Genomic DNA, 14509 nt, shown 5'->3' on the forward strand with positions numbered 1-14509 from the left:
TTGATATAAGGGGGAACCATAAAAATGAGTAGTGAGTTGTTAGATGCCCTGACTGTTCTTGAGAAAGAGAAGGGCATTAGTAAAGAAATTATTATTGAAGCGATAGAAGCTGCACTCATTTCTGCATACAAGCGTAATTTTAATCAAGCACAAAATGTGCGTGTTGATTTAAACCGTGAAACGGGAACGATTCGCGTATTCGCAAGAAAAGATGTTGTAGATGAAGTGTATGATTCTCGCCTTGAAATCTCTGTAGATGATGCAGCAAATATCAACCCGAATTACATGGTTGGTGACGTCGTTGAAATCGAAGTCACACCAAAAGATTTCGGACGCATTGCAGCTCAGACAGCGAAACAAGTCGTGACGCAGCGAGTGAGAGAAGCAGAGCGAGGTGTGATTTACACTGAGTTTATCGATCGTGAGGAAGACATCATGACGGGAATCGTTCAGCGAATTGACAGTAAATTCATTTACGTGTCACTTGGCAAAATCGAAGCCCTTCTTCCGGTAAACGAACAAATGCCAAATGAGGACTACAAACCACATGACCGCATTAAAGTGTTCATTACGAAAGTAGAAAAAACAACAAAAGGACCACAAATTTATGTATCAAGAACACACCCAGGTCTTTTAAAGCGTTTATTTGAAATCGAAGTGCCAGAAATTTATGATGGTACTGTAGAGCTTAAATCTGTCGCTAGAGAAGCTGGGGACCGTTCTAAAATATCTGTTCGTACAGATGATCCTGATGTTGATCCAGTTGGTTCTTGTGTAGGACCTAAAGGTCAGCGTGTACAAGCAATTGTCAATGAGCTGAAAGGCGAAAAAATTGACATTGTTCATTGGTCTAATGACCCTGTTGAATTTGTTGCCAATGCGTTAAGTCCATCAAAAGTTCTTGATGTCATTGTAAATGAAGAAGATAAGGCGACAACTGTCATTGTCCCTGATTATCAGCTGTCATTAGCCATTGGCAAAAGAGGTCAAAATGCGCGTCTTGCAGCGAAATTAACGAGCTGGAAGATTGACATTAAAAGCGAAACAGATGCAAGAGAACTCGGTATTTTCCCAAGAACTGAAGACTCTGAATCTCTTTTCTTAGAGGCTGAACCAGTAGCTGAGGAATCTGACGAATAAGAGGTGATATAAAAGGTGAAAAGCCGAAAAAAAATCCCGCTTAGAAAATGCGTCGTGACGGGAGAAATGAAACCAAAGAAAGAACTGATTCGCGTTGTTCGTTCAAAAGAAGGTGAAGTGTCTGTTGACGCAACCGGAAAAATGAACGGGCGCGGCGCTTACCTTTCTCTCGATAAAGAAACCATTCTTGCGGCGAAGAACAAACGTAGTTTACAGCAGCAATTTCAGACACAGATTGACGAACACATTTTTGAAGAATTACTAGAACTAGCTGAAAAGGTGAAAAAACCTAATGACTGAATCTGAATGGTATCCTTTGCTTGGTCTAGCAAATCGAGCTCGTAAAGTCGTGTCAGGAGAAGATCTGGTGATCAAAGAAATTAGACATGCGCGTGCTAAGCTGGTTCTTCTTGCAGCAGATGCCTCATCCAACACAGAGAAAAAGGTATCTGACAAATGCAAATTTTACAATGTTCCGGTTAGAAAAGTTGAAGACCGTTCCGTTCTCGGACGTTCTATAGGGAAGGAAGCTCGCGTAGTTGTCGCTGTCACTGACCAAGGCTTCGCTAAGAAGCTCATAAGCTTGCTCGATTAATTTATTTGGGGGTGAACGAATGGCTAAAGTGAGAGTATATGAATACGCAAAAGCCATAGATGTTTCAAGTAAAGATATTATAGCAGCGCTTAAGGATATGAACGTGGAAGTGAACAACCACATGGCGACGCTTGAAGACGACACTGTGAAAAAGCTAGACGCTATCTATAAAAAAGCCAAAGCAAAAGAGACAGCTAACGAGAAACCCGCAGAACAAAAAAAACAATCATCTAACAAAAACAATGATAGAAAGAAGAATGACGTGCAGAATAATCAATTTAATAAAAACAAAAAAAACAACAACCAAAACAAAAACAAAAATAAACGCGGCGGCAACAACAAGGCGCAGCATCAGCAAGCAAGACCTGTGAAGCCGAAAAAAGAGCTTCCTGAAAAAATTGAATTTACAAATTCAATGACAGTCGGCCAGCTTGCTGACGAGCTTGGCAAAGAAACTGCTGAAATCATCAAAAAACTGATGATGCTTGGTGTCATGGCTACGATCAACCAAGAGCTCGACAAAGATACAGTCGAATTAATTGCTTCTGAATATGGTGTTCCAGTAGAAGAAGTCATCATTTTAGAAGAAACTGAACTTGAAAAGTATGAAGTTGAAGATAAAGAAGAAGATATGCAAGTACGCCCTCCAGTCGTAACGATCATGGGACACGTTGACCACGGGAAAACAACGCTTCTTGACAGCATTCGTAAAACGAAAGTTGTTGAAGGCGAAGCGGGTGGAATTACGCAGCATATTGGTGCATACCAAATTGAAGAAAACGGTAAGAAAATCACGTTCCTTGATACACCAGGACACGCAGCTTTCACTACGATGCGAGCACGCGGTGCTGAAGTAACAGATACGACGATCTTGGTCGTTGCAGCAGATGATGGTGTCATGCCGCAAACGATTGAAGCGATCAACCACGCAAAAGCGGCAGAGGTGCCAATCATTGTGGCTGTCAATAAAATTGACAAACCAACAGCGAACCCTGACCGCGTGATGCAGGAATTAACTGAGCATGGTCTTGTACCTGAGGCTTGGGGCGGCGAAACCATTTTCGTTCCTTTATCTGCAAAAACAGGTGAAGGCATTGACGAATTGATCGAAATGATCCTTCTTGTCAGCGAAGTAGCAGAACTAAAAGCCAACCCAAATCGTGCGGCAAAAGGAACTGTGATTGAGGCTGAGCTTGATAAAGGAAGAGGTTCTGTTGCAACCCTTCTCGTTCAAACTGGTACACTTCAAGTAGGTGACCCAATCGTTGTCGGAAATACATTTGGCCGTGTACGTGCAATGGTCAATGACATCGGACGCCGCGTGAAAACAGCAGGACCATCTACACCTGTTGAAATCACTGGTTTAAATGATGTACCGCATGCAGGGGATCAGTTCCTCGTATTCAAAGATGAAAAAACAGCTCGTCAAGTCGGTGAGGCGCGTGCATCTAAACAACTTGATGAACAGCGTTCAGACAAAGCGAAATTATCTCTCGATGACCTATTTGAGCAAATCAAACAAGGTGATGTAAAAGATATCAACTTAATCGTAAAAGCAGACGTACAAGGTTCTGCTGAAGCACTGACGGCAGCTCTTCAAAAAATTGAAGTAGAAGGCGTCAAAGTGAAAATCATCCATACGGGTGTTGGAGCGATTACAGAATCTGATATCATTTTAGCAAGTGCTTCTAATGCGATTGTGATCGGATTTAACGTACGTCCTGATGGCAATGCGAAGAGCACAGCTGAAACAGAAAACGTAGATATCCGCTTACACCGCATCATCTACAAAGTCATCGATGAAATTGAAGCTGCGATGAAAGGGATGCTTGACCCTGAATATGAAGAAAAAGTCATCGGTCAAGTTGAAGTTCGTCAAACGTTTAAAGTATCAAAAATCGGTACAATTGCTGGTGGCTATGTCACTGAAGGTACCATTACTAGAGACAGTGGTATCCGCTTAATTCGTGATGGCGTCGTCATCTTTGAAGGTGAAGTCGACGTATTAAAACGATTCAAAGACGATGTGAAAGAAGTTTCACAAGGCTATGAATGTGGTATTACCATTAAGAAATACAATGATATCCGTGAAGGTGATGTCATGGAATCATTCGTTATGCAAGAAATCGAAAGAAAATGATCGGTTATACCGAGTGTGAGTGTATGATCTATGATGCATCCTCACTGAAGGAAAAACGTGCGGTTCTGCAGCGTATCATGACAAGAACGCGCCATAAATTCAATGTGACCATTGCTGAAATGGACTATCAGGATACATGGCAGCGTACTTCGATCGGAATCGCCGTCATTTCCTCCTCCCGGGTTCAAGTGGAAAAGGAACTTCAGCGTGTGTTAAGCTTTATTGATTCTTTTCCGGAAATTGAACGAACGATCACGAAAACTGAGTGGTTTTAATTAGAGGTGATAAGATCATGAGTATGAGAGCAACCCGTGTGGGTGAGCAAATGAAAAAAGAATTAGGCGACATCCTTGGCAGAAAGCTAAAAGATCCAAGAATCGGCTTTTTGACTGTAACGGATGTTGAAGTATCCGGTGATTTGCAAATTGCCAAAGTCTACATTTCTGTTCTTGGCGACGAGAAGAAAAGAGAGGAAACCTTAAAAGGCCTTGCAAAGGCGAAAGGGTATATCCGCTCTGAAATTGGCAATCGAATCAGACTTCGCAAAACACCAGAGCTTCACTTTGAATTCGATGAGTCTGTAGACTACGGTAACCGAATTGAAAGCCTGATTGCTGAACTAAACACAAAAGATCACGAATAAGACGTTGAAATAAGGATAGGCGATGATCGTCTGTCCTTTTTCATCGTTTATGAAAGGAGAGAACGCAGGTGCAAAACGGTGTTCTTTTATTACATAAAGAAAGAGGCATGACCTCTCACGACTGTGTGTTTAAAGTGAGAAAGATTTTACACACAAAAAAAGTGGGACATACAGGGACACTCGATCCAGAGGTTTCAGGTGTTCTGCCTATTTGTATTGGACGAGCGACAAAAATTGTGGAGTACTTAACAGATAAATCGAAAACGTATGATGCGGAAATCACCATTGGATTTTCTACAACGACAGAAGACCAAACAGGTGAAGTAGTAGAAGAAAAAAAGGTGCCGGTACCGATGTCAGAAGATGACATTGATGCTGCGTTGAAACAATTTGAAGGAACCATTGAACAGATCCCTCCGATGTTTTCTGCTGTGAAAATTGGCGGAAAAAAGCTCTATGAATATGCGAGGCAAGGCATTGAAATTGAACGTCCAAGCCGTGAAATTACCATTCATCGCATCGAGCGGACAACACCTGTCACATTTGAAAATGGTAAAGTATCATTTAGATTCACCGTACTGTGTTCAAAAGGCACATATGTGAGAACGTTAGCTGTCGATATCGGAAAAAAACTTGGGTTTCCAGCCCACATGTCTCACCTCATTCGCATAGGATCTGGTGACTTTACGTTAGATGAATGTATCACTCTTGATGAGTTGCGGGAGATCAGCGAGAAAGGAACGGTTGAGGAACATCTTGTGCCGATCGAGCGTGCGCTCAATCATTTGCCGAAATGGGAGATAAATGATACATTAGCAAGTAAAGTGGAAAACGGTGCAGTCCTACCTATGCCTGATGAATTTGCTCATTTTGCAGAGGAAGATCGTGTCGCTGTCTTTGCTCCTTCAGGCCATTGTATGGCGATTTATATGAAGCACCCGACCAAACAGAACCTGATGAAGCCGGCGAAGATTTTATCACAGGACAAGCAATCTTAAAGAAAAGGTGACCATCTCGTGAAGACTATACATATTTCACACCCACATACATTGAATCAAAAGGATCAAGTCCCGTCTGTGATGGCTTTAGGGTATTTTGACGGTGTTCACCTCGGACACCAAAAAGTGATTGATGCAGCGAAAAACATTGCGGAAAAAGAGGGTTTAGCTCTAGCTGTCATGACTTTTCATCCGCATCCATCACATGTTCTGCAAAAAGCACGTGAACCAAAAGACTTAATCACACCGCTTGAGGATAAGATTGATTTTATCGAACAATTAGGTGCTGACTACTTATACATTGTGCAATTCAGCGAAAGCTTTGCAGCACTGTCTCCTCAAGACTTTGTCGATCAATATTTGGACGAACTGAATGTGAAGCATGCAGTCGCTGGTTTCGATTTTACATTCGGCCGGTTTGGCGCAGGCACAATGGAAACGTTTGATGAATATGGGAAAGGGCGGATTGCTGCGACCATTGTACCTAAGCTTTCCAACCAAGACCGGAAAGTCAGCTCGACCCTGATACGTTCCGCATTGAAAAATGGAGACGTTGAATATGTGAGTGAGCTTTTAGGCAAACCGTATCAGCTGCGAGGCATTGTGATTCATGGAGATAAACGAGGACGCACGATTGGCTTCCCAACCGCCAATGTTGGTTTATCTGCTGAATACATCATCCCGCCAACAGGCGTATATGCAGTGAGAGCGGAAGTGAAAGGCAAGGTGTATGACGGTGTTTGTAACGTTGGCTACAAACCAACATTTTATGAAAAACGTCCTGATCAGCCTGCGATTGAAGTGAACCTTTTTGATTTTAACGAAGAAATTTATGGTGAACCGATTAAATTACAGTGGTACAAACGGATTCGCAGTGAACAAAAATTTAACGGTATTCAAGAATTAACGGCTCAAATTAGTCAAGATAAAGAAGAAGCGATTCAGTTTTTTCAAAATTATCTTCATTAAACAAAAAAATCGCAGAAAAACCGCTCTATCATTTGCAAAATCGGCATATTTTTAGTATGATAATTCCTGTAGCTTTAAAACCACTTACTTGGCAGGCCGACTTCACCGACGGTTGCGAGGTAGATGGGGCTAACATGATTTGGAGGTGAAACAGGATGGCTATTACTCAAGAGCGTAAAACTCAATTAATTAATGAGTTCAAAACACACGAATCTGATACTGGATCTCCAGAAGTTCAGATCGCTGTCCTAACAGAATCAATTAACAACTTGAACGAGCATTTACGTACTCATAAGAAAGATCACCACTCACGTCGCGGTCTTTTGAAAATGGTAGGTAGACGTCGTAATCTTCTTACGTATCTACGTAATAAAGACGTAACTCGTTACCGTGAGTTAATTAACAAACTAGGCTTACGTCGATAATCGTAAAAAGCGGGAGGATTCCCGCTTTTTTATCGTATAATCACTAATATTTTATGGTTAAAATGTTGAAAGAATGGCAAAAACCCTTCTACATACAGCTTTCACATTGATATGTGAAAATCATTTTGTTCATAATAAGAAATAACCTAAAAACTTTACGACGAGAGAGGAGTTTATCTCAGAATGGGACAAGAGAAACAAGTCTTCACCATAGACTGGGCTGGACGTCAACTGACAGTTGAAACTGGCCAGCTTGCAAAGCAAGCAAACGGAGCGGTTCTCGTACGCTACGGAGATACGGCTGTGCTTAGCTCAGCAACAGCTTCTAAAGAACCAAAACCACTTGATTTTTTCCCGCTCACTGTAAACTACGAAGAAAGATTATATGCAGTTGGTAAAATTCCTGGTGGTTTCATTAAAAGAGAAGGCCGCCCAAGTGAAAAAGCAATCCTTGCGAGCCGCTTAATTGACAGACCGATCCGTCCACTATTTGCAGACGGATTTAGAAATGAAGTACAAGTCATTAGTATTGTCATGAGTGTGGATCAAGATTGTTCATCTGAAATGGCTGCAATGTTTGGCTCATCTTTAGCTTTATGTGTGTCTGACATTCCATTTGAGGGACCAATCGCTGGCGTGACAGTAGGACGAGTAGATGGAAAACTCATCATCAACCCAAATGTTGAGCAGCTTGAACAAAGCGATATCAACCTTGTTGTAGCTGGAACAAAAGATGCAATCAACATGGTAGAGGCTGGTGCTGATGAGGTACCAGAAGAAACAATGCTTGAAGCCATCATGTACGGACATCAAGAGATCAAACGCTTAATCGAATTCCAAGAAGAAATTGTGAAAGCTGTCGGTAAAGAAAAAATCGATATTCCTTTATATGAAGTCGATCAAGCATTAGCAGAGGAAGTAAAACAACTTGCTGAAGCGGATCTACTGAAAGCGATTCAAGTACATGAGAAGCATGCTCGTGAAGATGCCATCAGTGCTGTGAAAAAAGCTGTCGTTCAAAAATTTGAAGAAGAAGAGCGTGACGAAGCAACGATTAAACAAGCGAAGGATGTCTTAAATAAGCTTGTGAAAAACGAAGTTCGCCGCCTTATTACTGAAGAGAAAGTACGTCCAGATGGACGCGGCGTCGATCAAATCCGTCCACTTTCTTCAGAAGTAGGACTTCTACCAAGAACGCACGGTTCAGGATTGTTTACAAGAGGCCAAACACAGGCACTCAGTATTTGTACATTAGGTGCACTTGGTGATGTACAGATTCTTGATGGTCTTGGTGTTGAAGAGTCTAAGCGATTCATGCACCATTATAACTTCCCGCAATTCAGTGTTGGTGAGACCGGCCCAATGCGTGGTCCAGGCCGTCGTGAGATTGGACATGGTGCGCTAGGCGAACGTGCATTAGAGCCAGTCATTCCATCTGAAAAAGATTTCCCTTATACGGTTCGCCTTGTATCTGAGGTGTTAGAATCAAACGGTTCTACTTCACAAGCAAGTATTTGTGCGAGCACACTTGCGATGATGGATGCAGGTGTTCCAATTAAAGCACCAGTTGCAGGGATTGCAATGGGACTTGTTAAATCTGGTGAATACTACACAGTGCTGACAGACATTCAAGGAATGGAAGATGCACTTGGAGATATGGACTTTAAAGTAGCAGGTACATCTAAAGGTGTAACAGCGCTTCAAATGGACATCAAAATCGATGGTCTATCAAAAGACATTTTAGAAGAAGCACTTCAACAAGCGAAAAAAGGAAGAATGGAAATTTTAGATAGCATGCTGTCAACGATTCCAGCTTCTAGAGGAGAATTGTCGCGTTATGCACCAAAAATCTTAACGATGACAATCAATCCAGATAAAATTCGCGATGTCATTGGACCAAGCGGTAAACAAATCAATAAAATCATTGAAGATACCGGTGTGAAAATTGATATTGAACAAGACGGTACAATCTTTATCTCTTCTACTGAAGAAGACATGAACCAAAAAGCGAAGAAAATCATAGAAGATCTTGTCAGAGAAGTTGAAGTTGGTCAACTTTACCTAGGTAAAGTAAAACGAATTGAAAAATTCGGTGCCTTCCTCGAAATCTTCAGCGGCAAAGATGGACTTGTTCATATTTCTGAGCTTGCACTTGAACGTGTTGGCAAAGTAGAAGATGTCGTGAAGATTGGTGACGAACTACTCGTCAAAGTCACTGAGATCGATAAACAAGGCCGTGTGAACCTTTCTCGTAAAGCTGTTTTACGTGAAGAAAAAGAAAAAGAAGAAAAGCAGTCTTAATGAGAACAAATAAAATGTGTTAGAAGCCAGGTATCCGTGCCAGGCTTCTTTCTTTTCTTGCGCGTAACAATAGTTCTAGCTTGTTTCTCCCCATCATAATTTGTGGTAAAGGGGAGGGACAACCATTGAAAAAAACGATACCATTCTTTGTGTTTGTATTTTTACTGCTCGTGTCATATCAAACGATGAAGCAGCCGGCTGCTGTTACATATATGAATTCAATGAAAGAGCACGCCGAGGTAGCATCTGTTTCAAAAGATATTCTGTATCAAGAGATCGAATCGAAGTCTTCTGACTATGAAGAGAAGCCGCAAAATGCTAAGATTGATAAAGTGTGGAAAAAGATGCCTGGTTTAAATGGACAGACAGTCGATATCGATGCTTCTTACGAAAAAATGAAAAAACAGGGCTCTTTCGATGAAAAGCTGCTTGTTTTTAAAGAAACAAAACCATCTGTCCATTTGCATGAACTTGGTGCTGAACCTATCTATAAGGGACATCCAGATAAAAAGATGAATGCATTCCTGATCAATGTAGCTTGGGGCGACGAGCATTTAACAAAGATGTTGAATACACTAGAAAAGCATCAAGTGAAGGCAACCTTTTTCTTAGAGGGCAAATGGGTGAAAAACAGTTCAGATCTTGCTAAAAAAATCGTGGCAGATGGTCATGAAATTGGAAATCATTCATACAATCACCCGGATATGCGCACACTGACAAGAGAACGAGCATTAGAGCAGATGATTAAAACAAATCGCCAAATTGAAGAATCCCTTGGGAAAAAACCGATATGGTTTGCGCCTCCAAGTGGCAGCTTTAAAGAAGAAACAGTAAAGCTTGCGAAACAAGAAGGAATGGAAACCATTATGTGGACAGTAGACACGATCGACTGGCAAAAACCATCACCAGCTGTATTACAAAAACGAGTGCTTGGGAAAATTCACAATGGGGCGATGATATTAATGCATCCAACAGACGCAACAGCGAGAAGTCTTGACGCACTTATCACTCAAATCAAAGAAAGAGGATATGAATTAGGAACGGTTTCTGACCTCCTAAGTGAAAAAAGACATCCGTGATGCGATCTGTTTGTTGAATAGGAGGAGCAAAACTTGGTCAAAACGTATACATGCCAAAACGGAGTAAGAATTGTACTTGAAAACAATCCCACTGTAAGGTCTGTCGCAATTGGCGTCTGGATTGGAACAGGTTCTAGACATGAGACACCAGAAGTAAATGGGATCTCACACTTTTTAGAGCATATGTTCTTTAAAGGAACAAAGACGAGATCTGCACGTGATATCGCAGAATCCTTTGACCGCATTGGTGGTCAAGTGAATGCCTTTACGTCAAAAGAATATACTTGCTATTATGCAAAGGTACTTGATTCACATGCTGGGTATGCCCTCGATGTGTTGAGTGACATGTTTTTCAACTCTGCTTTTGACGAAGAAGAGCTGAAGAAAGAAAAAAATGTGGTCTATGAAGAAATTAAAATGTATGAAGATACTCCTGATGACATCGTTCATGATTTGTTAAGCAAAGCCATTTACGGTGATCATTCATTAGGTTATCCGATTTTAGGGACAGAGGAAACACTCTCTACTTTTAACGGTGATTCCCTTAGAAAATATATGGACGAATTCTATACGCCGGATCGCGTCGTCATCTCTGTAGCAGGGAACGTCGATGACACCTTCATTCGTGAGGTCGAAACATTATTTGGCTCGTACGAAGGAAAGGGGAAAAAGCAGCCTGTCGAAGCACCGCAATTCCACTATGACAAACTGACACGCAAAAAGGAAACAGAACAGGCGCATCTTTGCATGGGCTTTAACGGACTTCCTGCTGGAGATCAGGGCATCTATGACTTAATCGTCTTAAATAATGTTCTAGGCGGTAGCATGAGCAGCCGGTTGTTCCAAGACGTAAGAGAAGATAAAGGACTTGCGTATTCTGTATTCAGCTATCATAGTTCATTTGCAGATAACGGAATGCTGACGATCTATGGTGGAACTGGAGCGAAGCAGCTGAACCTGCTATCTGAAACCATCTTACAAACATTAGACGTCTTAAAACGTGAGGGAATTACGCAGAAAGAACTTGAAAACTCTAAGGAGCAAATGAAAGGCAACCTCATGCTCAGTCTTGAAAGCACAAACAGCAAGATGAGCCGAAATGGTAAAAATGAATTACTCCTTGGCAAACATCGTACGCTTGATGAAATTATTGATGAAATCAATCGCGTCTCATTAGACGGCGTGAACAATTTATCGAAAAGAATCTTTACAGAAGATTATGCCCTCTCGCTTATTAGTCCAACGGGTGATCAGCCATCATAATGTAAACAACACGGCAGACTTCTCAAGAGGTCTGCCGTTTATTGTATACCAAGAAGAAAGGGGCCCTGCGTTCATGAAACACGAAAAACTGAAACAGCTATCTCCGCTTCTTAAACAAGCCATCTCTTTCCAGCCGATGACATCTGGATTTTCGGGAGACCGCACCTTTTTGGTCATAACGCCTAGTGAAAAGCTAGTACTCAAGCTATCAGACATTCAGAAATATTCCAGTTTGAAAAAGAAAGCGTCCATTCAGCAGAAGTTAAAAAATCGAGGCGTTATTTGTTCTGAAGTGATGGAGGTCGGAGTGAGTGCTGAACAAAACTGTACCTTTCGTATTTTTCCATTTATCGAAGGAGAGATTGCTAGAGCATCCATTCATCTGCTCACAGAAGAAGAGCAGTATGAAATCGGAAGGCGGGCAGGCAGAGACTTGAGTATCATGCATACATGCGATGCCCCTTTTTATGCAGCCCCCTGGGATAAGAAGGTATTAGCGAAACATGAACGGTATGTACATGCCTATCAATCAAGCGGAGTGACCTTTTCCCATGATCAGTTCGTATTAGATTTTATTCAGTCACATGCTGATGCGGTAAAAGGGAGGCCAAACCAGTTCCAGCATGATGATTTTCATTTAGGGAATATCATTATACAGCGTCATCAATATGCTGGGGCGATCGACTTTGATCAATCCGACTGGGGCGATCCGATTCATGACTTTTATAAACTGTCTTTATTTAGTCGAGAAAGAAGCATTCCATTTTCAGCCGGGCAATTGGATGCCTATATAAGTACGCAGACAACACATGATTTTTGGCTTCTTTTTTCCATCTATACAGCCATGAGCTGTTTTTCTTCTATTGTTTGGACGTTATCCTATGACCCGGGGCATGTAAAAGACATGGTGAATCGAGTGGAGAGAATGCTGACAGACCATAAGCGTTTTACTCAACTGACGCCAGTTTGGTATACAGATTGGCTTGATTCGTGCGTGTAGAACGGGACGGTCTATTCACCCTCTGTGCTGCATATATGATATGGAAGGGGAGTGATGCGATTTTGAGGCTGAGTGAGCTGTCAGGAAAAGAGATCGTCGATATTAAAAGAGCGGAGCGGCTTGGCGTGCTTGGACAAACCGACCTTGAAATAAATGAACAGGACGGTCAAATTACAGCACTCATCATACCTTCCGTCAAATGGTTTGGCTTTCGAAAACAAGGAAATGACATCCGCGTTCCGTGGAATCACATTCAAAAAATAGGATCAGATATGATCATTCTCGATGTGCCTGAAGAACTTCAGCCGCACGGAGAAAAAGAGCACCCATCATAAAAGGGTGCTCTTTTTCTTTTCTCTTCCCGATTTGTTCACAGGCTGAATCCTCTCCTCATATGCTGAAAGGGAGATTCGGAAAATATTACAGACTTTTTTAAATAAAGAAGGTGAACGGTCAGTATGTTGAGCGGTTTAACGGTTGCGGTGATCGGGGGAGATGCTAGGCAGCTTGAAATCATTCGCAAGCTGTCACAGCAGCATGCCAAAGTGTTTTTGGTCGGTTTTGATCAGCTGGATCATGGATTTATTGGTGCTGAAAAGCTGAAAATGTCAGAGCTTCCATTTGAGCAGGTAGACAGTATGATCCTTCCGGTATCAGGTGCTACAGACGAAGGGGTCGTTGCCACCGTTTTTTCAAATGAGAAGGTCGTGCTAGAAGCTAAATATTTAGAAAGAACCCCTGCACATTGTACCTTGTACTCAGGTATTTCTAATATGTACTTAGACAATATGGCAAAGCAGGTGAACCGGAAGCTTGTGAAGCTGTTTGAGCGAGATGATATTGCCATATATAACTCTATTCCAACAGTTGAAGGGATTATCATGATGGCTATTCAGCAAACGGACTATACGATTCATGGGTCACATGTCGCTGTTCTCGGACTTGGTCGAACAGGGCTCACCATTGCCCGCACATTTCGGGCGCTAGGTGCGGAAGTGAAAGTTGGTGCTGCGGATACAGCCCATTTAGCGCGAGCCTTTGAGATGGGACTTGATCCATTTTCAATGGACCGTTTAAAAGATGAAGTAACGGATGTCGACATCATCATCAATACGATTCCAAGCTTAGTATTAGATTCATCTGTCATCGTCAGCATGACACCAAAGACACTCATTTTGGATATCGCCTCCCGCCCAGGTGGAACAGACTTTGACTTTGCACAAAAGCATGGAGTGAAGGCACTTCTTGCACCAGGACTTCCAGGGATTGTGGCACCAAAGACAGCCGGGCAGATCATTGCAAAAGTGCTTTCTGGGCTCTTATGTGAACTTGCGGAGGAAAAAAGGGGGATGAAATCATGACTACACTAAAAGGGAAAAGAATCGGCTTTGGTTTAACAGGTTCTCACTGCACGTACGAAGCCGTTTTTCCGCAAATCGAATCACTCGTGAAAGAAGGGGCAGAAGTGCGTCCTGTCGTGTCGTATACGGTGCAAAATACAAATACGAGATTCGGAGAAGGAGCGGACTGGATTGAGCGGATTGAGAAGCTGACAGGATTTCAAGCGATTGACTCAATCGTCAAAGCAGAGCCACTCGGACCAAAACTTCCACTTGATTGTATGGTCATTGCACCTTTAACAGGCAATTCAATGGCGAAATTTGCAAATGCACTGACAGACAGTCCAGTCTTAATGGCTGCTAAGGCGACCATTCGTAATCACCGCCCTGTCGTTTTAGGCATTTCCACCAATGATGCATTAGGTTTAAATGGTACAAATCTCATGAGACTCATGTCGACAAAGAACATTTTCTTTATTCCATTCGGCCAAGATGATCCATTCAAAAAACCGACTTCCATGGTAGCGCATATGGATCTACTGACGAAAACGGTAGAAGAGGCGCTCGAGCATAGACAAATTCAGCCCATTTTAATTGGAGCAAACGAATAATAGAT

General features: G+C 42.1%; 16 protein-coding genes. All 16 read left to right on the forward strand.

Annotation, left to right across the window (positions count from 1 at the left end; translation table 11 throughout):
- Positions 1–24 precede the first annotated feature (24 nt).
- The 16 genes from nusA to dpaB all read left to right on the forward strand — a co-directional run bounded on the left by nusA (position 25) and on the right by dpaB (position 14504).
- Positions 25–1140 (forward strand): transcription termination factor NusA, encoded by a 1116-nt coding sequence (gene nusA / locus ASG46_RS12680; protein WP_007499530.1) that lies wholly within the window; start codon positions 25–27, stop codon positions 1138–1140.
- Between the two features lie 15 nt (positions 1141–1155).
- Positions 1156–1440 carry an RNase P modulator RnpM gene (gene rnpM / locus ASG46_RS12685; RefSeq protein WP_008344742.1) on the forward strand — a complete coding sequence of 95 codons (285 nt, stop codon included), beginning with the start codon at positions 1156–1158 and terminating at the stop codon, positions 1438–1440.
- Positions 1433–1735, forward strand: coding sequence for a YlxQ family RNA-binding protein (locus tag ASG46_RS12690; protein WP_007499528.1), 303 nt, complete (start codon positions 1433–1435; stop codon positions 1733–1735). Before rnpM ends, ASG46_RS12690 begins: the two co-directional genes overlap by 8 nt.
- Before the next feature lie 19 nt (positions 1736–1754).
- Complete coding sequence (gene infB / locus ASG46_RS12695; RefSeq protein ID WP_007499526.1) at positions 1755–3875, forward strand: translation initiation factor IF-2; 2121 nt, start codon at positions 1755–1757, stop codon at positions 3873–3875.
- Positions 3872–4150 (forward strand): DUF503 domain-containing protein, encoded by a 279-nt coding sequence (locus tag ASG46_RS12700; RefSeq protein WP_017359071.1) that lies wholly within the window; start codon positions 3872–3874, stop codon positions 4148–4150. Before infB ends, ASG46_RS12700 begins: the two co-directional genes overlap by 4 nt.
- Before the next feature lie 17 nt (positions 4151–4167).
- Entirely contained in the window at positions 4168–4518 is a 351-nt protein-coding gene (gene rbfA / locus ASG46_RS12705; RefSeq protein WP_007499525.1) for a 30S ribosome-binding factor RbfA, read from the forward strand.
- 68 nt (positions 4519–4586) lie between these two features.
- Positions 4587–5516: a tRNA pseudouridine(55) synthase TruB gene (gene truB, locus ASG46_RS12710; protein ID WP_025207343.1), complete on the forward strand. Its 930-nt coding sequence runs from the start codon at positions 4587–4589 to the stop codon at positions 5514–5516.
- 18 nt (positions 5517–5534) lie between these two features.
- Positions 5535–6485 carry a bifunctional riboflavin kinase/FAD synthetase gene (ribF, locus tag ASG46_RS12715; protein WP_035392042.1) on the forward strand — a complete coding sequence of 317 codons (951 nt, stop codon included), beginning with the start codon at positions 5535–5537 and terminating at the stop codon, positions 6483–6485.
- A 155-nt stretch (positions 6486–6640) separates the two neighbouring features.
- Positions 6641–6910: a 30S ribosomal protein S15 gene (gene rpsO, locus ASG46_RS12720; RefSeq protein ID WP_008354438.1), complete on the forward strand. Its 270-nt coding sequence runs from the start codon at positions 6641–6643 to the stop codon at positions 6908–6910.
- A 183-nt stretch (positions 6911–7093) separates the two neighbouring features.
- Positions 7094–9211, forward strand: a complete 2118-nt coding sequence (pnp, locus tag ASG46_RS12725) for a polyribonucleotide nucleotidyltransferase (RefSeq protein ID WP_007499522.1) — start codon at positions 7094–7096, stop codon at positions 9209–9211.
- Between the two features lie 125 nt (positions 9212–9336).
- Complete coding sequence (locus tag ASG46_RS12730; RefSeq protein ID WP_056704734.1) at positions 9337–10290, forward strand: polysaccharide deacetylase family protein; 954 nt, start codon at positions 9337–9339, stop codon at positions 10288–10290.
- Positions 10291–10323: 33 nt separating this feature from the next.
- On the forward strand, positions 10324–11553 hold the full coding sequence (locus ASG46_RS12735; RefSeq protein ID WP_007499520.1) for a M16 family metallopeptidase: 1230 nt from the start codon (positions 10324–10326) through the stop codon (positions 11551–11553).
- A 73-nt stretch (positions 11554–11626) separates the two neighbouring features.
- Positions 11627–12553, forward strand: coding sequence for an aminoglycoside phosphotransferase family protein (locus ASG46_RS12740; protein ID WP_056704736.1), 927 nt, complete (start codon positions 11627–11629; stop codon positions 12551–12553).
- A gap of 62 nt (positions 12554–12615) precedes the next feature.
- On the forward strand, positions 12616–12888 hold the full coding sequence (locus ASG46_RS12745) for a YlmC/YmxH family sporulation protein (RefSeq protein WP_008344726.1): 273 nt from the start codon (positions 12616–12618) through the stop codon (positions 12886–12888).
- Positions 12889–13011: 123 nt separating this feature from the next.
- Positions 13012–13914 (forward strand): dipicolinic acid synthetase subunit A, encoded by a 903-nt coding sequence (gene dpaA / locus ASG46_RS12750; protein ID WP_007499517.1) that lies wholly within the window; start codon positions 13012–13014, stop codon positions 13912–13914.
- Entirely contained in the window at positions 13911–14504 is a 594-nt protein-coding gene (dpaB, locus tag ASG46_RS12755) for a dipicolinate synthase subunit B (protein ID WP_008344723.1), read from the forward strand. The genes dpaA and dpaB overlap by 4 nt, the downstream gene beginning before the upstream one ends.
- Positions 14505–14509 lie beyond the last annotated feature (5 nt).

Source organism: Bacillus sp. Leaf49, assembly GCF_001426125.1.
Lineage (GTDB): Bacteria > Bacillota > Bacilli > Bacillales > Bacillaceae > Bacillus > Bacillus altitudinis.